Origin of the sequence: Streptomyces piniterrae (genome assembly GCF_005048155.1) — a bacterium.
In the GTDB taxonomy this organism is placed as follows: Bacteria; Actinomycetota; Actinomycetes; order Streptomycetales; family Streptomycetaceae; genus Streptomyces; species Streptomyces piniterrae.
In genome coordinates this window covers 953,966-972,744 of the sequence record NZ_SUMB01000001.1, presented here as the reverse complement: position 1 = coordinate 972,744, position 18,779 = coordinate 953,966, and the positions used below count along the sequence as shown (strand labels likewise).

At 69.8% G+C, this 18,779-nt stretch carries 17 protein-coding genes and 1 pseudogene; 8 read left to right on the top strand and 10 right to left on the bottom strand.

The window, feature by feature from the left end:
• From FCH28_RS04340 to FCH28_RS04330, 3 genes and pseudogenes are all read right to left on the bottom strand, one after another.
• Window positions 1-126 (bottom strand): annotated as a pseudogene (locus FCH28_RS04340) (hydroxypyruvate isomerase); the annotation flags it as partial.
• Between the two features lie 132 nt (window positions 127-258).
• Window positions 259-2,037, bottom strand: coding sequence for a glyoxylate carboligase (gene gcl / locus FCH28_RS04335; protein WP_136738375.1), 1,779 nt, complete (start codon window positions 2,035-2,037; stop codon window positions 259-261).
• Between the two features lie 247 nt (window positions 2,038-2,284).
• Window positions 2,285-3,508, bottom strand: coding sequence for an acyl-CoA dehydrogenase family protein (locus tag FCH28_RS04330; protein WP_136738272.1), 1,224 nt, complete (start codon window positions 3,506-3,508; stop codon window positions 2,285-2,287).
• Window positions 3,509-3,668: 160 nt separating this feature from the next.
• Here FCH28_RS04330 and FCH28_RS04325 point away from each other — a divergent pair, with 160 nt between their 5' ends.
• Window positions 3,669-4,322, top strand: a complete 654-nt coding sequence (locus tag FCH28_RS04325; protein WP_136738271.1) for a TetR/AcrR family transcriptional regulator — start codon at window positions 3,669-3,671, stop codon at window positions 4,320-4,322.
• 46 nt (window positions 4,323-4,368) lie between these two features.
• On the opposite strand, the gene def is transcribed toward FCH28_RS04325, so the two are convergent.
• The gene (gene def / locus FCH28_RS04320) at window positions 4,369-4,923 is read right to left on the bottom strand and encodes a peptide deformylase (protein WP_136738270.1); all 555 of its coding nucleotides are present in this window, start codon (window positions 4,921-4,923) and stop codon (window positions 4,369-4,371) included.
• Between the two features lie 201 nt (window positions 4,924-5,124).
• Here def and FCH28_RS04315 point away from each other — a divergent pair, with 201 nt between their 5' ends.
• The 5 genes from FCH28_RS04315 to FCH28_RS37900 all read left to right on the top strand — a co-directional run bounded on the left by FCH28_RS04315 (window position 5,125) and on the right by FCH28_RS37900 (window position 9,693).
• On the top strand, window positions 5,125-6,363 hold the full coding sequence (locus FCH28_RS04315) for a MurT ligase domain-containing protein (protein WP_136738269.1): 1,239 nt from the start codon (window positions 5,125-5,127) through the stop codon (window positions 6,361-6,363).
• 46 nt (window positions 6,364-6,409) lie between these two features.
• Window positions 6,410-7,138 (top strand): type 1 glutamine amidotransferase, encoded by a 729-nt coding sequence (locus tag FCH28_RS04310; RefSeq protein WP_136738268.1) that lies wholly within the window; start codon window positions 6,410-6,412, stop codon window positions 7,136-7,138.
• Between the two features lie 161 nt (window positions 7,139-7,299).
• On the top strand, window positions 7,300-8,325 hold the full coding sequence (locus tag FCH28_RS04305; RefSeq protein WP_136738267.1) for a 6-phosphofructokinase: 1,026 nt from the start codon (window positions 7,300-7,302) through the stop codon (window positions 8,323-8,325).
• Window positions 8,326-8,421: 96 nt separating this feature from the next.
• On the top strand, window positions 8,422-9,381 hold the full coding sequence (locus FCH28_RS04300; protein WP_136738266.1) for a cytochrome c oxidase assembly protein: 960 nt from the start codon (window positions 8,422-8,424) through the stop codon (window positions 9,379-9,381).
• A 153-nt stretch (window positions 9,382-9,534) separates the two neighbouring features.
• Window positions 9,535-9,693: a hypothetical protein gene (locus tag FCH28_RS37900; protein ID WP_169314038.1), complete on the top strand. Its 159-nt coding sequence runs from the start codon at window positions 9,535-9,537 to the stop codon at window positions 9,691-9,693.
• A gap of 58 nt (window positions 9,694-9,751) precedes the next feature.
• On the opposite strand, the gene FCH28_RS04295 is transcribed toward FCH28_RS37900, so the two are convergent.
• Both FCH28_RS04295 and FCH28_RS04290 read right to left on the bottom strand, forming a co-directional pair.
• Window positions 9,752-10,159 (bottom strand): SSI family serine proteinase inhibitor, encoded by a 408-nt coding sequence (locus FCH28_RS04295; RefSeq protein WP_136738265.1) that lies wholly within the window; start codon window positions 10,157-10,159, stop codon window positions 9,752-9,754.
• A 134-nt stretch (window positions 10,160-10,293) separates the two neighbouring features.
• Window positions 10,294-11,328, bottom strand: coding sequence for an aldo/keto reductase (locus tag FCH28_RS04290; RefSeq protein ID WP_136738264.1), 1,035 nt, complete (start codon window positions 11,326-11,328; stop codon window positions 10,294-10,296).
• 167 nt (window positions 11,329-11,495) lie between these two features.
• Here FCH28_RS04290 and FCH28_RS04285 point away from each other — a divergent pair, with 167 nt between their 5' ends.
• Window positions 11,496-12,371, top strand: a complete 876-nt coding sequence (locus tag FCH28_RS04285) for a LysR family transcriptional regulator (RefSeq protein ID WP_136738263.1) — start codon at window positions 11,496-11,498, stop codon at window positions 12,369-12,371.
• A 25-nt stretch (window positions 12,372-12,396) separates the two neighbouring features.
• Here FCH28_RS04285 and FCH28_RS04280 read toward each other — a convergent pair whose 3' ends face one another.
• From FCH28_RS04280 to FCH28_RS04265, 4 genes are all read right to left on the bottom strand, one after another.
• Window positions 12,397-14,037, bottom strand: a complete 1,641-nt coding sequence (locus FCH28_RS04280) for a glycoside hydrolase family 13 protein (protein WP_136738262.1) — start codon at window positions 14,035-14,037, stop codon at window positions 12,397-12,399.
• 61 nt (window positions 14,038-14,098) lie between these two features.
• Window positions 14,099-14,932, bottom strand: coding sequence for a carbohydrate ABC transporter permease (locus FCH28_RS04275; RefSeq protein ID WP_136738261.1), 834 nt, complete (start codon window positions 14,930-14,932; stop codon window positions 14,099-14,101).
• Window positions 14,929-15,945 carry a carbohydrate ABC transporter permease gene (locus tag FCH28_RS04270; RefSeq protein ID WP_246102347.1) on the bottom strand — a complete coding sequence of 339 codons (1,017 nt, stop codon included), beginning with the start codon at window positions 15,943-15,945 and terminating at the stop codon, window positions 14,929-14,931. The genes FCH28_RS04275 and FCH28_RS04270 overlap by 4 nt, the downstream gene beginning before the upstream one ends.
• A gap of 12 nt (window positions 15,946-15,957) precedes the next feature.
• Window positions 15,958-17,268: an ABC transporter substrate-binding protein gene (locus FCH28_RS04265; RefSeq protein ID WP_136738260.1), complete on the bottom strand. Its 1,311-nt coding sequence runs from the start codon at window positions 17,266-17,268 to the stop codon at window positions 15,958-15,960.
• A 431-nt stretch (window positions 17,269-17,699) separates the two neighbouring features.
• Here FCH28_RS04265 and FCH28_RS04260 point away from each other — a divergent pair, with 431 nt between their 5' ends.
• Window positions 17,700-18,758, top strand: a complete 1,059-nt coding sequence (locus FCH28_RS04260; RefSeq protein WP_342781566.1) for a LacI family DNA-binding transcriptional regulator — start codon at window positions 17,700-17,702, stop codon at window positions 18,756-18,758.
• The last annotated feature ends 21 nt before the right edge of the window (window positions 18,759-18,779 follow it).

Here is an 18,779-nt window from a genome sequence, read left to right as displayed (position 1 = left end):
CCACGGCCACCACAGCTCCACCGCCGTGAAACCCGCCGCCCGCGCGGCCGCCGGCCGCTCCAGCAACGAAAGCTCGGTGAACAGGATCGACAGATTGACGTTGAAGCGCGTGTCCGTGAAACCCATAAGGCCGACACCCCTTCCGGATAGCGGATTTTTGTTTCTGCTCTACGGGATGGTGGTAGTGCCGGGCGCGGCGGTCAAGCCGCGCCCGGCACACCTTTCGCATCGGATCCGCCGTCCCGGACCCGATCCGTCTCAGCCCTTGAGGGGCTTGATCGCGGTCGGCGCGTGGCCGGGCTCGGTGGCGAGCTCTTCGAACTCGGTGACGTTGCTCATGTCGACCGTCTTGCTCATCGAGATGTTGGTGATCCGCTCCAGGATGGCCTCGACGACCACCGGGACCTGGTGCTCGACGGCGAGCTTCTTGGCCTCCTCGAAGGCGGCGCCCAGCTCGCTCGGGTCGGTGACCCGGATGGCCTTGACGCCCAGCCCCTCGGCGACCTTGACGTGGTCGACGCCGTAGACGCCGATCTCCGGGGTGTTGATGTTCTCGAACTCCAGGTTGACCTGGAAGTTGATGTCGAGACCGATCTGCGCCTGACGGATCAGGCCCAGGTAGGCGTTGTTCACCAGGACGTGGACGTAGGGGACCTTGTGCTGGGCCGCGACCGCCAGTTCCTCGATCATGAACTGGAAGTCGTAGTCGCCGGAGAGCGCGACGATCGGGGTGTCCGGGTCGGCGGTGGCGGCGCCGATCGCGGCCGGGATGGTCCAGCCGAGCGGTCCCGCCTGGCCGCAGTTGATCCAGTTGCGCGGCCGGTAGACGTGCAGGAACTGCGCGGCGGCGATCTGGGAGAGGCCGATGGTGGTGACGTAGCGCGTCTCCGGACCGAAGGCCTTGTTCATCTCCTCGTACACGCGCTGCGGCTTCAGCGGGATGTTGTCGAAGTGCGTACGGCGCTGCAGGGTGGCCTTGCGCTCCTGGGCGGAGGCGGCCCAGTCACTGAAGTCGGGGAGCTTGCCCTCGGCCTTGAGCTCCTTGGCCACCTCGATGAAGAGCTCCAGCGCGGCCTTGGCGTCGGAGGCGATGCCGTAGTCCGGGGCGAAGATCTTGCCGAGCTGGGTGGGCTCGATGTCGACGTGGACGAACTTCCGGCCCTTGGTGTAGGCGTCCAGGTTGTAACCGGTGTGGCGGTTGGCCCAGCGGTTGCCGATGCCGAGGACGAAGTCCGACTCCAGGAAGGTCGCGTTGCCGTAGCGGTGCGCGGTCTGGACGCCGACCATGCCGGCGGCCAGCTCGTGGTCGTCCGGGATGGTGCCCCAGCCCATCAGGGTGGAGATGACCGGGATGTTGGTCAGCTCGGCGAACTCGACGAGCAGGTCGGAGGCGTCGGCGTTGATGATGCCGCCACCGGCGACGATCAGCGGGCGCTCGGACTCCAGCAGGAAGCGGAGGGCCTTCTCGGCCTGGGCGCGGGTGGCCTGCGGCCGGTAGACCGGCAGCGGCTCGTAGGTCTCCGGGTCGAACTCGATCTCGGTCTGCTGGACGTCGATCGGCAGGTCGATCAGGACCGGGCCCGGACGGCCGGAGCGCATCAGGTGGAACGCCTGCTGGAAGACGCCCGGGACCTGGGCGGCCTCGAGGACGGTGGTCGCGGCCTTGGTGACCGGCTTGGCGATCGCGGCGATGTCGACGGCCTGGAAGTCCTCCTTGTGGAGCTTCGAGACCGGGGCCTGGCCTGTGATGCACAGGATCGGGATCGAGTCCGCGATCGCGGAGTACAGGCCGGTGATCATGTCGGTGCCGGCGGGGCCGGAGGTACCGATGCAGACACCGATGTTGCCCGCCTTGGCACGGGTGTAGCCCTCGGCCATGTGCGAAGCGCCCTCGACGTGGCGGGCCAGCGTGTGCTTGATGCCACCGACGTTCTTGAGCTCGCGGTAGAAGGGGTTGATCGCCGCGCCGGGCACGCCGAACGCTTGCTCAACGCCCTCGCGCTTGAGGATCTCCACTGCCGCCGCGGCGGCTGTCATTCGAGGCATCGGGTACTCCTGCGTCGGCCTGTCAGGGGCATGCTCCGGCGAAGGAAGCCGGAGGAGGCGAGGTGGTTAATTCCGCATCATGGAATTAATGTTTTGCTTTATGGAAGGAACGTAGAGCCGAGTCGATGCGCCCGTCAAGGGGATGGCGGAGGCGCGGTGCCGGAATGTCCGCATACGGAAGTCGCCGGCACCCCCAGAGGGGTACCGGCGACGGTGGTGCGGGCGGGCGGGCGGGCGGCTACCGGATCGGCATGCCCGACAGGGTGCGGGCGATGACCAGGCGCTGGATCTCGCTGGTGCCCTCGAAGATGGTGTAGATCGCGGCGTCCCGGTGCATCCGCTCGACCGGGTACTCGCGGGTGAAGCCGTTGCCGCCGAGGATCTGGACGGCCTGCGCGGTGACCTTCTTGGCGACCTCGCTGGCGAACAGCTTGGACATCGAGCCCTCGGCGTTCTCGAACTTCTTCCCGGCGGTCGCCATCCAGGAAGCGCGCCAGACCAGCAGGCGGGCGGCGTCGATCTGGGTGCGCATATCGGCGAGCTGGAAGGCGACACCCTGGTTGTCGATGATCGGGCGGCCGAACTGGGAGCGCGTCTTGGCGTACTCCAGCGCCTCCTCGTACGCGGCGCGCGCGGTGCCGACCGCCATCGCACCGACGGCCGGGCGGGACGCCTCGAAGGTGGCCATCGCGGCGTTCTTCACCCGCTCACCGCTCTTGGCGCGCTCCCTGGCGCGGGCCAGGCGCTCGTCCAGCTTGTCCTTGCCGCCGAGAAGGCAGTGGCCGGGTACGCGGACGTTTTCGAGGACGACCTCGGCGGTGTGCGAGGCACGGATGCCGTGCTTCTTGAACTTCTGGCCCTGGGAAAGGCCGGGGGTGTTCGGGGGAATGATGAAGGAGGCGTGCCCCTTGGATCCGGCTTCGGGATCAACGACCGCGACCACGACATGGACATTGGCGATACCGCCATTTGTCGCCCAGGTCTTGGTGCCGTTCAGCACCCATTCGTCCTTGGCCTCGTCATACACCGCATGGGTGCGCATCGCCGAGACATCCGAGCCGGCATCCGGTTCCGAGGAACAGAAGGCGGCGACCTTGACGTCATCGACGTCGCCGTACATTTGCGGCACCCAGGTGCCTATCTGCTCCTCGGTGCCGTTGGCCAGCACACCGACGGCGGCCAGGCCGGTCCCCACGATCGACAGGGCGATGCCGGCGTCGCCCCAGAACAGTTCCTCCATGGTCATGGGGATGCCGAGGCCGGTGGGGTCGAAGAACTGCTGGGCGTAGAAGTCGAGGGAATACAGGCCGATTTTGGCGGCTTCCTGGATGACGGGCCAGGGCGTCTCCTCACGCTCGTCCCACTCGGCGGCGACGGGGCGTATGACGTCCGCGGCAAAGCCGTGAATCCAGTCACGGACTTCCTTCTGCTCGTCATTGAGCTCCATGGTGAACTCGGCCATGTCCCCTCCAGCGCTGCATTCCATTACAGTGTTACTTGCGGTAACCCGAGTCTGTTACTCGCCAGTAAGGAATGTCAACTCCCCAGGGCTTCGATTTCATGACGGAGCACGGGTGTTACGTTGCGCGAGCGCCACGGACACAAGGGTGGGGAGCACGACCATGGACAACGACAACACTGAGCACAGCCGCCGCCAGCAGACGGCGACCGAACGCCGCCGGCGGGAGCTGCTGGAAGCCGCGGAACGGATTGTGCTGCGCGACGGCCCGGAAGCCTCGATGAACGCCATCGCCGCCGAGGCCGGCATCACCAAGCCGATCCTGTACCGGCACTTCGGCGACAAGGGCGGGCTGTACCGCGCCCTGGCCATCCGGCACACCGACGCCCTGCTGGACAATCTGCGGACCGCGCTGGACGGCCCCGTGCTGCGCCGCGACCGCGTCGAGGCCACCCTGGACGCCTATCTCATCGCGATCGAGTCCCAGCCGCAGGTGTACCGCTTCCTGATGCATCCGGCCGACCATGAGAACGGCTCGGAGTCCGGTTTCGACGTCGGGCGGCACTCCGCCCCGCTGCTGCGCCGCCTCGGCGAGGAACTCGCCAAGGTGATCGCCGACCGGCTCGACCTGGGCCCGGACGGCGAGGAGCGGGCGCGCGTATGGGGACACGGGATAGTCGGCATGATGCACGCGGCCGGCGACTGGTGGATGCGTGAACGTCCCTGCTCACGCGAGCAGTTGGTGCAGCATCTGACCGATCTGCTGTGGGGCCAGCTGGCCACCGCGAAGGACCTGGTGAACGGTCCCGGCTTCTGAGCCGGACGGCCGGGACGAGGCCGGGGTGTCGCGGGGTGTCGGCCGCTCAGCGGCCGGACTCCCCCGCGGCCCACGGAGCCCTGGCCGCGGCGCGCAGCGCCCGGCGGCGCCGCAGCCCGGTGAGGCGGTCGACATAGAGACCGCCCGCGAGATGGTCGCACTCGTGCTGGAGGCAGCGGGCGAAGAAGCCGGTTCCGGTCACCGTCCGCGGCTCGCCGGTGGCGCTGACGCCCTCCACGACGGCGTGGTCGTGGCGCGGGGTGCCGGCCTCGATGCCGGGGAGCGAGAGGCAGCCCTCCGGCCCGCGCACGACCGGGCCGTCGGTCTCGACGAGCCGCGGGTTGACGAGGTGCCCGAGGTGGCGGCGGTCCTCGTCGTCGGGGCAGTCGTAGACGAACACCCGCAGGGGGACGCCGATTTGGTTGGCGGCGAGACCCACGCCGCGGGCCGCGTACATCGTCGCGTACATGTCCTCGATGAGCCGGGCGAGCTCGTCGTCGAAGGCGGCGACGTCCTGGCAGGGCTCTGTCAGGGCCGGATCGCCGAGGAGGCGCAGGGGGCGGGGGCGGCCGGTGCTGCCGGGGATGGTGCGGGGGCGCATGGGGTCAAGCGTACGGTCCCGGCCACACCGGATGACGCTGCCCGAATGTCGCGGCACGGGTGGTGGGGTTCGGGCCCACGGCCGGATCTCGATAGGCTGATCCCCGACCGAAGCCTCCGGCCGGTCGTCGGCTGCGGAGGAGGCGTTCCACCGGCAGCCCACAGGGCAGGAGGGCGCCGGATGCAAGGAGGATCGAAGACGATGGCAGGCAACACGGAGCCGCTGTCGCCACGGGCCAAGCTGGCCGTGACGGCGGGCAAGGCCGCGGCGGCGGTGTCGCGCGCGGCGGGCCGCGGCAGCGGATCGGTGATCGGTGGCCGGGTGGCGCTCAAGCTCGACCCCGACCTGCTGGCCCGGCTGGCCCGGCACCTGGACGTCATCCTGGTGTCGGCGACCAACGGCAAGACGACCACCACGCGACTGATCGCGGAGGCGCTGCGGGCCAGCGGGCCGGTGGTCTCCAACGCGCTCGGCGCGAACATGCCCGCGGGCATCACGTCCGCGCTGGCCGGTGGTTCGGACGCCAAGTACGGCGTCATCGAGGTGGACGAGAAGTACCTCTCCGGTGTGGCACGGGATGTGACGCCGAAGGCCATAGCGCTGCTGAACCTCTCGCGCGACCAGCTCGACCGCGCCGCGGAGACCCGCATGCTGGCCGAGCACTGGCGGGAGGGCCTGGCCGGCTCGAAGGCGCTGATCGTCGCCAATGCCGACGACCCGCTGATCGTGTGGGCGGCCTCGTCGTCCGCGAACGTGGTGTGGGTCGCGGCCGGGCAGGAGTGGAAGGACGACGCCTGGTCCTGCCCCTCGTGCGGCGGTGTGATGCAGCGGCCAGGCGACGACTGGTTCTGCGCCGAGTGCGGCTTCCGCCGTCCGACGCCCAGCTGGGCGCTCTCCGGCGACCATGTGCTGGACCCGCACGGCAGCGCCTGGCCGATCAAGCTTCAGCTGCCCGGACGCGCCAACAAGGCGAACGCCACGACGTCCGCCGCGGTCGCGGCCGCGTTCGGGGTGCCGCCGCAGGTCGCGCTGGAGCGGATGTACTCGGTGCAGGCGGTGGCCGGCCGCTACGACGTGGTCTCGTTCCTCAACCGCGAACTGCGACTGCTGCTGGCGAAGAACCCGGCCGGCTGGCTGGAGACCTTCTCGCTGATCGACCCGCCGCCGACGCCGGTGATCCTCTCGGTGAACGCGCGCGGCGCGGACGGTACGGACACCTCCTGGCTGTGGGACGTCGACTACACCCGGCTGGCCGGGCACCCGATCTTCGTGCTCGGGGACCGCAAGCTGGACCTGGCGGTGCGACTGGAGGTCGCGGGCCTGCAGTTCGAGGTGTGCGAAAGCCTCGACGAGGCGGTGAAGATGGCGCCACCCGGCCGGATCGAGGTCATCGCCAACTACACGGCCTTCCAGGACCTGCGCCGGCGCGTGGGCAACTGAGTGCGGACCGCCGACGTTCAGGCCTTCAGGAAAGAGACGAGCGAGCATGAGTGACAACAGCCTGCGCCTGGTGTGGATCTACCCGGACCTGCTGAGCACCTACGGCGACCAGGGCAACGCGCTGGTCGTGGAGCGGCGGGCGCGCCAGCGCGGTCTGGACGTACAGCGCCTGGACGTCCGGTCCGACCAGCAGATTCCGACCTCCGGTGACATCTATCTGATCGGCGGCGGTGAGGACCGTCCGCAGCGGCTGGCGGCCGAGCGGCTGATCCGTGACGGCGGCCTGGACCGTGCGGTCTCCAACGGCGCGATCGTGTTCTCGGTGTGCGCCGGGTACCAGATCCTGGGCCATGAGTTCATCAACGACCTCGGCGAGCAGCAGCAGGGTCTGGGGCTGCTGGACGTGGTGAGCACCCGCGGCGAGGGCGAGCGGTGCGTCGGTGACGTACTCGCCGATATCGACCCGCAGTTGGGGCTGCCGCCGCTGACCGGTTTCGAGAACCACCAGGGTGTCACCCACCTGGGTCCGACCGCCCGGCCGTTCGCCAAGGTGCGGTTCGGCAAGGGCAACGGCGTCGGCGACGGCTACGAGGGCGCGTACAACGACACCGTTTTCGGTACGTACATGCACGGTCCGGTGATGGCGCGCAATCCGCATATCGCCGACCTGCTGATCAAGCTGGCGCTGGATGTGAACGCGCTGCCGCCGGCCGACGACCGGTGGTACGAGGCGCTGCGGCAGGAGCGGATCGCCGCGGCCTCGCAGCCCGCCTGACCCCGATTCGGCCATTGGGTCCATCTCGGCTGTTTCCGTACGCCCGCAGTCCGCACTGCGGGCGTACGTGTGTCCGGCGGCTCCGCGCTTGTAGGGTGTGCGGAATCCAACCGGACGACGGGGTCCGGGCCTCCGGTTGAGTTGCAGAAGGTTCACGAGCAATGCGTATTGGTGTACTCACCTCCGGCGGCGACTGCCCCGGTCTGAACGCCGTCATCCGGTCCGTCGTCCACCGAGCCACCGCCGATCACGGCGACGAGGTGATCGGCTTCCGCGATGGCTGGAAGGGCCTCCTGGAGTGCGATTACCGCAAGCTCGACCTGGACGCCGTCGGCGGCATACTGGCGCGCGGCGGCACCATCCTCGGGTCGTCGCGGGTGCAGCCCGCGCATCTGCGGGACGGCGTGGAGCGGGCGCGCGGCCATGTCGCCGAGCTGGGTCTGGACGCGATCATCCCGATCGGCGGCGAGGGCACGCTCAAGGCGGCGCGACTGCTGTCGGACGCCGGGCTGCCGATCGTCGGCGTACCGAAGACGATCGACAACGACATCGCCGTCACGGACGTGACCTTCGGCTTCGACACCGCGGTGGGGGTGGCGACCGAGGCGCTGGACCGGCTCAAGACGACCGCCGAGTCGCACCAGCGGGTGATGATCGTCGAGGTGATGGGGCGGCACACCGGCTGGATCGCGCTGCACTCGGGGATGGCGGCCGGTGCGCACGCGATCGTGGTGCCGGAGCGGCCCTTCGACATCGAGGAGCTGACGGCGCGGGTCGCCGCCCGGTTCGAGGCCGGCAAGAAGTTCGCGATCGTGGTGGTCGCCGAGGGCGCCAAGCCGCGCGAGGGCACCATGTCCTTCGACATCGGCGGCAAGGACATCTACGGTCACGAGCGGTTCGCCGGGGTCGCCCGGCAGCTCTCCGTGGAGCTGGAGGACCGCCTCGGCAAGGAGGCCCGTCCGGTCATCCTCGGCCATGTGCAGCGCGGCGGGACGCCGACCGCGTACGACCGGGTGCTCGCCACCCGCTTCGGCTGGCACGCCGTGGAGGCCGCGCACCGCGGTGACTTCGGCATGATGACGGCGCTGCGCGGTACGGACATCACGCTGGTGCCGCTGGCCGAGGCGGTCGAGTCGCTGAAGACGGTGCCCGCGGAGCGCTACGCCGAGGCCGAGTGCGTGCTGTGACGTCGCCGTCCTGATGATCCGCCCCCGGCCGTCGGATCGGCCGGGGGCGGTTCTAGTCTTGTCGCCGGACTATCGGTACGAATCAGGAGCGAGCGGATGGATCACGGCGGGCACGGCATGGACGGCATGAACATGGATCTGCCGCCGTTCACGCCGGCGCGGGGCCTGGAGTTCGGCGGTGATCCGTTCTTCGTCGTCGGCTGTCTGCTGGGGCTGGCGCTGTACGGCTGGGCCGTGCTGCGGCTGCGGCGCCGGGGTGACGCCTGGCCGGTGGGCCGGGTGGTCGCCTGGGTCCTGGGCGTTCTGACGGTGGCTCTGGTGATGTGCACCAAGCTGAACGACTACGGCATGGCGATGTTCAGCGTGCACATGGTGCAGCACATGGTGATCAGCATGCTGTCACCGATCCTGCTGCTGCTCGGGGCGCCGGTGACGCTGGCGCTGCGCGCGCTGCCGGCCGCCGGACGGGGCCGCAGGGGACCGCGTGAGCTTCTGGTGGCGCTGCTGCACAGCCGCTACCTGCGGATCGTCTCGCACCCCGCGTTCACCATCCCCCTCTTCATCGCGAGCCTCTACGCGCTCTACTTCTCGCCGCTCTTCGACTTCCTGATGGGGTCCAGGGCCGGGCACATCGGGATGATGGTGCACTTCCTCGCGGTCGGCCTGGTCTTCTTCTGGCCGATCATGGGTGTCGACCCCGGCCCGCACCGTCCCGGCCATGTGATGCGGATCCTGGAGCTGTTCGCCGGCATGCCGTTCCACGCGTTCTTCGGCATCGCGCTGATGATGGCCTCGGAGCCGATGGTCGGCACCTTCCTGCACCCGCCGGCCTCGCTGGGTATCGAGGCGCTGTCGGACCAGACCGCCGCGGGCGGCATCGCCTGGGCGTTCAGCGAGATCCCGTCGGTGGTGGTGCTGATCGCGCTGGTCTACCAGTGGTACAAGTCCGAGGACCGTCAGTCGAAGCGCGCGGACCGGGCAGCCGACCGCGACGGTGACAAGGATCTGGCGGAGTACAACGCCTACCTCGCGTCGCTGAACGCGCGGGGGCGCTAAGGGCAGTCGGCGCGCAGCGCCGTCTTCTGGGGGTGGAGGTCGGGCGACGGGAGGGCGCCCATCTGGCGGTACGGGCCGCGACCAGGGACGATGTTCCCATGGTCGCGGCCCGTGGCGTTTCGTACCCCGGGCGGCCTTGAGGAGGTTGCGGGTATGCCCGGATCTGCTAAGACGATGGCCGTGTGCACGGTGGGCGGGCTGGTCGTCGCGACCGCCTACACCGTGGCGCTGGGCGGCAATGGGTGGCTCTGGTTCGCGTGGGTGGTGCTGGCACTGGTGACGGTGGGAGTGGTGGCGGCGCGGCAGGTCTAGGACCGTTCCGACCCTGACCCGCCGGACGGGCCCTGGGGGCCCACCGACCTCGGCGGTCTCAGAACCGGAAGACCGGCCCGGTCCCGGCGTCCAGGGTGCAGGGGCTGGGGAAGCTCTTGCGCCAGTCCACCGGTTTGCCGTTCCAGGTGCCGATCGCCGAGACGCTGACCGGGTCGTACTCCTTGGTGCACGGCCGCGGCTCCTCGGGCAGCCGGTCCAGATCGCCGCCCGCCCTGGTCAGCGCCTCGCAGGCGGCGGCTCCATGCGGATGACTGGCGCGGGTGTCCGGGCAGTTGAGCTGTACGCCGCGGATCCAGGTGTCTCCGTAACCGGACACGGTGAGAAACAGCCCCCGGTCGCCGGCCGGCTCGCCGGCGTCGGCCGGGGCGGCGGCGAGCGTGGTGAGCACGGCCGCGGCGGCGGTCGCGGTGGCGCGGGCGAATCGGCGGCGACGGCTCACGGACATCGGTGTCTCCTGGAAACCTCGGTGCGATCGAGTGCGGGTGGCTGACCGGGACCGACCCAGGGCACCCCGCCGGGCGACGGCGGACAAGCGGCCACGCCGTGAGGTCGCCCGTACGGAGCCCCCGCCGTGGTCCGTCAGCGGCCGCCCGCCACCTTCCGGCTGCGCTGCTCGCGGCCCGGACCGCCGTACGGATAGTCCGGCGCGCCCGGGTCGCTCACCTTGTCCAGCCGCGTCAGCTCCGCCTCGGACAGGCGGAGCCCGGCGGCGGCGAGATTGTCGTCGAGCTGCTCGACGGTGCGCGCGCCGAGGATCACCGAGGTCACGGCAGGACGGTCGGCCAGCCAGGCCAGGGCGACCTGTGCCATCGAGATGCCGCGCTCGTCGGCCACCGCGCGCACCTCGTCGACGATGGCCCAGGTGCGCTCGATGCCGGCCCGCCGGTCGTACGCCTCGACGCCGCGCCCGGGGTCCTCGCCGAGCCGGGTCGCCCCGGCGGGCCGCTCGTCGCGGCGGTATTTGCCGGTCAGCCAGCCGCCGCCGAGCGGGCTCCACGGCAGCAGACCGAGGCCCTCCGACGCGCAGGCCGGGACGATCTCCCATTCGATCTCGCGGGAGAGCAGGCTGTACTGCGGCTGGAGGGTGACCGGCCGGGCGAGGCCCCGGAAGTCGGCGGTGTCGACGGTCTTCTGGATCTGCCAGCCGGTGAAGTTGGACAGCCCGATGTAGTGGATCTTGCCCTGGCGGACCGCGTCGTCGAGGAAGCGCAGGGTCTCCTCGACCGGCGTCAGCGGGTCCCAGGCGTGGACCTGGTACAGGTCGACCGTCTCGACGCGGAGCCGGCGGAGGGAGGCGTCGAGGGCGCGGGCGAGGCGGCGGCGCGAGAGGCCGACGTCGTTCGGGCCGTCCCCCATGGGGAAGCGGCCCTTGGTGGCGAGGACGACCCGGTCGCGGATGTCCGCCGGGCGGCTCGCGAGCCATCTTCCGACGATCTCCTCGGAGGCGCCCGCGGTGTAGACGTCGGCGGTGTCGACGAGGGTGCCGCCGGCTTCGGTGAACCGGTCGAGTTGGGCGTGCGCGGTGGCCTCGTCGGACTCGGCGCCGAAGGTCATGGTGCCGAGGGCGAGCGTCGAGACGCTGCATCCGCTGCTGCCCAGGGTGCGGTACTCCACGGTCGGTGCTCCTTGGTGACGTGGGAGAGGGGTGGTGTGGGAGGTGTCCTGGCGGGGGCTGCCCGCGGGGCGTCTCCAGCCTGGCCCGCGCGGCGGCCATCCGTCCAATGGAAGAAAGTGGATGGATTCAGCAGCCGAACTTCTCAATGGGGGTAGAGTGCCGCCTCATGGAACTTCGGCAGCTGGAGTACTTCGTCGCGGTCGCGGAGGAGCGCCATTTCACCAGGGCCGCGCAGCGGATGATGGTCTCCCAGTCGGGGCTTTCGGCGTCGGTGCGTGCTTTGGAGCGGGAGTTGGCGGCGCCGCTCTTCGTCCGTACCACGCGCAGCGTCGAACTCACCGGTGCCGGGCGGGCGTTGCTGGTGGAGGCGACCCGCACGCTGGCCGGTGCGCGCGCCGCCAAGGAGGCCGTCGCGGCGGTCCAGGGGCTGCTGCGGGGCAGCCTTTCGGTCGGCGTCGAGCAGTGTGTGACCGTCGATGTCGGGGCGCTGCTGGCGCGCTTCCGCGAGCGGCATCCGGACGTCGAGGTGCGGCTCCGGCAGGCGGGGTCCGCGGTCCTGGTGGACGACATCGCGGGCGGGCGGCTGGACCTGGCGTTTGTGACGCTGCCCGGTCCGCCGCCGGAGGGCGTACAGCTGCTGCCCTTCCACCAGGAACCGATGGTGCTGCTCTGCCACCCCGGCCACCGTCTCGCGGGGGCGAGGACGGTGGGGTGGGACGAGCTGCCGCACGAGACGTTCGTCGACTTCCACCCCGACTGGGGCGCCCGCCGGCTCACCGACCTCGCCTTCGCCGCCGGCGGTACGCGACGCCGGGTCGCCCTGGAGGTCTACGACGTGCACACACTGATCGAGCTGGTCCGGCACGACCTGGGCGTCGCCGTGGTCCCGCGGCCCATCGCCGGCAAACCGGAGGCGGCAGCGCTGTGCGCGCTGCCGCTGACCGGCGCGGAGGACCGGATGTGGGAGGTGTCGATCGCGCTCCCCGCGGGCGACCGGCCGGGACCGGCCGCCCGCGAACTCCTTTCCTACGTGCAGCGCTGACGCTCCGTCAGGCGTGCCTGCGGCGCTACAGCTCCAGCCAGACCGCGGTGTCCGGTGCCAGCCGGCCGTCCTCGACGGGCCCGCTCGCCAGCAGCACCGCGGTGTGCTCCGGCAGCCGGTACGGCTCCGCCGAGAGGTTGACGACGCAGGCGAGGCCCGGCTCGCGGCGGAAGGCGAGCACTCCGGCGGGGGCATCGAGCCAGGTGAGGCTGCCGTCGCCGAGCGCCGGGTGGTCGCGGCGCAGATGCAGGGCACGGCGGTAGAGCTCCAGCATGGAGTTCTCGTCACCGGTCTGGGCCTCGACGCTGAGCGCGTGCCAGCCCGCGGGTTGGGGCAGCCAGGGCGCGCCGGTGGCGTCGTCCGGGCTGAAGCCGTACGGGGCCCGCTGCCCGGACCACGGGATCGGGACGCGGCAGCCGTCGCGGCCTGGGTCGGTGTGCCCGGAGCGCTCCCAGATGGGGTCCTGGAGCGCCTCTTCGGGCAGGTCCTCGACCTCCGGGAGGCCGAGTTCCTCGCCCTGGTAGACGTAGGCGCCACCGGGCAGGGCGAGCATCAGCAGGGCCGCGGCGCGGGCGCGCCGGGTGCCGAGTTCGAGGTCGAGCGGGCCCTCGGGCCGGTAGGGCTCGTTGGGCAGCCACTTGCGCACCGGCTCGCGGCCGAAGCGGCTGGGGTGGCGTACCACGTCGTGGTTGGAGAGCACCCAGGTGGCGGGGGCGCCGACGGAACCGAGGTTGGCGAGCGAGCCGTCGATCGTCTCGCGCAGCGCCGGTGCGTCCCAACTGGTCATCATGAACTCGAAGTTGAAGGCGGTGTGCAGGCCGTCCGGCCGTACGTACGCGGCGAGCCGCTCGGGGCTGTCGGCCCAGGCTTCGGCGACGAACGACCGGTCGCCGGGGAACTCGTCGGCCACCTTGCGCCATTCCCGGTAGATCTCGTGCACCTCGTCACGGTCCCAGTGCGGGTGGTCGATGCTTCCGGCGAGCGGCGGCGCCGAGGGGTCCTTGCGGGGCGGCAGGTCGGGCAGCTCGGGGTGCTTGACCAGGCCGTGCGCCACGTCGATACGGAATCCGTCCACACCGCGGCCGAACCAGAACCGCAGGATGTCCTTGAACTCCGCGAGCACGTCCGGGTGCTCCCAGTTGAGGTCCGGCTGCTCGGGGGCGAACAGGTGCAGATACCACTGCCCGTCGGGCAGCCGGGTCCAGGCCGGACCGCCGAAGCAGGACTGCCAGTCGTTGGGCGGCTCGGCGCCGTCGGGGCCGCGGCCCGCCCGGAAGACATAGCGCTCCCGCTCCGGGCTGCCGGGCCCGGTGGCCAGCGCCGCCTGGAACCAGACGTGCTGGTCGGAGGTGTGGTTGGGGACGATGTCGGGGATGACGCGGATGCCGTGCCGGTGCGCCTCGTCGATCAGCGCCTCGGCCTCCGCGACGCTGCCGAACAGCGGGTCGATATCCCGGAAGTCCGCCACGTCGTAACCGTGGTCGGCCATCGGCGACTTGTACCAGGGGTTGATCCAGATCGCGTCCACGCCAAGGGCCTTGAGGTACGGCAGGCGGGAGCGGATGCCGGCGATGTCGCCGACCCCGTCGCCGTTGCCGTCGGCGAAGCTGCGGATGTAGACCTGGTAGATGACGGCGCTGCGCCACCAGGGTGCGGTGCTGGGCATGGTTGTGCCTACTCCTTGCGAAAAGGGTGTGCGGGAGAGGGAAGCGCGGTGCGCGGGGCGGCTATTTCGCCGCGCCGGCGGTGAGGCCGGCGACGATCCGGCGCTGGAAGAGCAGCACCATGATCACGAGGGGGATGGTGACGAGGACGCCGGCCGCCATCTGGCTGCCGAAGGGCGTCTCGAACTGGGTGGCCCCGGAGAACTTGGAGATCGCCACGGGTGCGGTCTGCATCTCCGGTTTGTTCGTCATCGACAGGGCGATCAGGAACTCGTTCCAGGCCGCGATGAAGGTGATGATCGCGGTGGTGAAGATGCCGGGCGCGGCCAGCGGGATGATGACCTTGCGGAAGGCCTGGCCGCGGGTGCAGCCGTCGACCATGGCGGCGTGTTCCAGCTCCCGGGGCATCTGCCGGAAGAAGGCGGTGAGGTTCCAGACCGCGAGCGGCAGGGTGAAGGACATGCTGGGCACGATCATCGCCTGGTAGGTGTTGATCCAGCCCATGTCGACGAACATCTTCAGCAACGGGACCATGATCGAGACCACCGGGAACATGGAGGTGGCGATGATCAGGGTGAGGACGAGGCGCTTCAGACGGAATTCCAGCCGCGCCATCGCGTAGGCGGTGAAGGTGGCCAGGATCAGCGCGAGAAGGGTGGTGATGCCGGCGACCACGACGCTGTTGAGCAGCGCCCGGGTGAAGGCCGCGGACGGGTCGAGGACCGCGAGGTAGTTCTCGAAGGAAATCCGGGTGGGGAACAGCGAGTTGTCGAAGATGTCGGACGTACGCCGGAGGCTGGAGACCAGCATCCAGTAGAACGGTGCGAGGCAGTAGGCGACGACCGCGGCGACTCCCGCGTACAGCAGCCACTTGCGCAGTCTCGGCGAGAGGGTCATGCCGCCACCTCCGTGCGACGGCGCGGCAGCCACCGGCCGCGCTTGGGGCCCGACTCGTCATCCCCGACGACATTGGCGCCGAGCAGCCGGACGAAGGCCAGTGCTATCAGGAAGACATAGAGGAAAAGGATCACCGCATAGGCCGCGGCCGGTCCGAACCGCACATTGGCGGCCTCGTCCTGGGCGAGCATCGACAGCGTCTCCACGGACGTCTTCTGCGCGCCGATGAGGATGTACGGCAGGTCGAACATGCGCAGTGCGTCGAGGGTCCGGAAGAGCACGGCCACCATCAGTGCGGGCTTCACCAGGGGCAGGGTGATGTGCCAGAACTGCCGCAGTGGGCTTGCCCCGTCCATCCTGGCCGCTTCGTAGACCTCCTTGTTGATCACTTGGAGGCCGGCCAGCACCAGCAGCCCGATGAACGGTGCGGTCTTCCAGACGTCGGCGATGATGACGGCGACCTGGGCGTGGAACCCCTCGGTGGTCCACAGCACATGCTGGCCGGTGAGGGTGTTGGCGATGCCGTCGCTGTTGAAGATCCAGCGCCAGAGCAGGCCGGACACCGCGGTGGGTATCGCCCAGGGGACCAGGATGCTCGCCCGGACCAGGGCCCGGCCCTGGAACGCACGGTGCATGATCAGCGCCATTGCCACACCGATCACGGTTTCCAGTGCGACCGTGGTGAAGGTGAGGAACGTGGTGTTCCAGAAGGCGTTCCAGAACCGGTCGGCCGCGTCCCCGAAGATCGCGGTGTAGTTCTCGGCGCCGACGAACGGGTCGGTGTCACGGACGAATCCCGTCTTCGGGTCGAGGCCCGGGGTGCCGAACAGCGAATCCTTGAGGGCCACGATCGTCGGGTACAGGACCACGACCGTCAGCACCAGCAGCGTCGGGGACACCAGCAGGGCCGCGAGCCGTGCCGAGCCTGAGGTCGCACGGCGGCGTCGGCGCCTGGGAGGCGCGAAGGATGCGGCCGCTCTCGGACGCGCCGGTGAATTCTGTGTCATCACCATGACTGGTCTCCTTTACTGCGCCGCACGCTGTTGCCGAAGGGTCTTCTGGAGATCCTTCAGAGCCTGTGCGCTGTTCTTGCTGCCGGTCATGGCGGCATAGGCCTCCCGCTGGATCGCCGCGGTGACGTCCCCGTACCGGAACACCCGGGGGCGCGGTACGGCGTGCAGGATCGACCGCTTGAGCGTGGGGAGGTACGGATACTTCTTCACGAGCTTCGGGTCCTTGTAGAGCTCGTCGAAGGTCGGCGCGGCCGGCGCGGTGGCGAGCGTGAACCGCTGGAGCTTCTCGCTGGTGAGGAACTCCATGAAGTCGAGTGCGGTGGCCTTGTTCTCGGCCGAGGCCGACAGGGCCACGTTGTGGCCGCCCAGGCTGGACGCGCCGGGTCCGGTCAGCCCCGGCAGCGGCGCCACGGCGAATCTGCCCGCGACCTTGCTGGACCCGTCCTCCTTCGCCACCAGGGGATACATGTACGGCCACTGCCGCTCGAAGATCAGCTTCCCGGCCTGGAAGGCCCGGCGGCCGTCCTCCTCCTGGTAGGTGATGGCGTCCTTGGGGATCGTGCCGTCCTTGAAGGAGTCGACCAGGAAGTCCAGTCCGCGCCTGGCCTGCGGGGTGTCCACCCGTGGCGCGCCGGCCGGGTCGGTGACGAGACCGCCCGCGGAGTTCACGGCCTCGGCGAAGTTGACCGTGAGGCCCTCGTACTTCTGGAACTGCCCGGCGTAGCAGTGCATCCCCTTGGCCTCGGGGAGCTTGCGCACCTTGGCGCAGTCCGCCTTCATCTCGGCCCAGGTGGCCGGGGGCCGCTTGATCCCGGCCCGCTTCAGCAAATCGGTGCGGTAGTAGAGCATGCCGCCGTCCGAACTGGCCGGGACGGCGTACAGACCGCCGCGGTACTTCCCCGTCTCCACGATCGGCTTCAGCATCTTCCGCAGCGGAAAACGGTCCTGCGGCAGTGGATCGACCCAACGGTGCGCGGCGAACTCCGAGGTCCACACGACGTCGAGGGACAGCACCGTGTAGGCATCGGACTTCGTCTGCGCGTTCTGGATCATCTGCTGGCGCTGGGCGTCGGGGTCCGTGGGCAGCTGGACGAAGGTGACCTTCTCCTTCGGGTGCAGCTTGTTCCAGCGGTCGAGGACCAGCTGGACGGATCCGGTGGCGTCCTTGCCGGCCACGTACGTGATCGGGCCGCGGCCCTCGAAGGAGGGCTTGGCGTGCACGGTGGAGGCGCCGCCGGGCGCACCGCAGGCGGCGAGGACCGCGAGGCCGGCGAGCACCGCGCCCGAGGTCCGGGTGGCTCTTCTGAGAGGTACTGCAGTCATGCGGGGGTTCATCCCTTCACCGGCGGGGGACGGCCGCCGGATCGCATGGACAGGAATGGGACACGAGAGACAGGAGGGGCAGGGAGGGCAGGAGGGGCGAGATGGCTAAAAGAGAGCCATGAAAACACAGCGAACACGCTGTGAATGCGCTGCCAGAGCCTTCATTCATGACGAAAGTGCAGGTCAAAGCTGCGAAGGTTCGCTTCGCCAGAGTTGCTTCGACCACTCCGTGACAGCGCTTTCAAGCTAGGAGTCCACACAGGGGAAGTCAATGCGTTACGTCGCGGTAATACCCCGGCCATCCAGATGCACTGTGCAGCCTTTACTTGGGCGGGCAGCGGCAAGAGCGGCGCGTACGGCCTGTCGCGCACCGCATGACAGCGCTGTCATTCATCGTCATCGGGGTGTGCCCGCTGTGCTACCGTCCGCTCATGCCACCAGCTCAACGGCACCCCACGATGGCCGACGTCGCCGAGCGGGCCGGGGTCTCCGCTTCCACCGTTTCGCGCACCCTGCGCGGCCTGTCCACGGTCTCGCCCGAGGTGCGGAGCCGCGTCGAGCAGGCCGCCCGCGAGCTGAACTTCGCGGTGTCCCGGCAGGCCGCCAGCCTGGTCACCGGCAAGACCGGGGTGGTCGCGGTGCTCGCGCCGACGCTCAACTCCTGGTTCATCGGCTCCGCGCTGTCCACCCTCGGCCCCGAACTCCGCGCGGCGGGCATGGACCTGCTGGTCTACCTCACCCCGGAGATGAGCGCGCGGGCCGACTTTTTCGAGCGGCTGCCGGCCCGCCGGAACGCCGATGCGCTGCTGGTCTTCTCCTTCGACCTCACCGACGAGGAGACCGCGCGGCTGGACGACCTCCAGATGCCGGTCATCTACGTCAGCCAGCATTCCGACGGCTGCCCGAGCGTGTACGTCGACGACGTGGCCGGCGCGCGCCGCGGGACCCAGCATCTGCTCAATCTCGGACACCGCCGTATCGCGTTCGTGCAGACGATCGGCGCCAGCGGATTCTCCTTCAGCTCCAACGAGCGGCTGATCGGCTACCAGCAGGCGCTCACCGGCGCCGGCATCCCCCTGGACGACGAGCTGGTGGTCGCGACAGTCGTCAGCGACAAGCGCCGGATCACCGAAGCGGTCGGTGAGCTGCTCAGCCTGCGGGAACCGCCCACCGCGATCTTCGCCGAGCAGGACGAGCTGGCCGCCTCGGTGATCTGGACGCTGCGCAAGGGCCGTATCGACGTGCCCGAACGGATCTCCGTCCTCGGCTTCGACGACCACCCGCTCGCGGAGTGGTCCGACCTCTCCACGATCGCCCAGTCCCCCTCGGACATCGGGCGGGCCGCCGGCGAACTGGCCCGCTCCCTCATCAACGAGCCGGACGCCGACCCGGCGCGGCACATCGTCCTGCCCACGCGACTGATCCCACGGGGCAGCACGGTGCCGTTGCGCGGTGACGGCGAGGAGACTGCGGGGAACGGGGCGGGCTGAGGCCTGTCCGGCGGGTCAGGC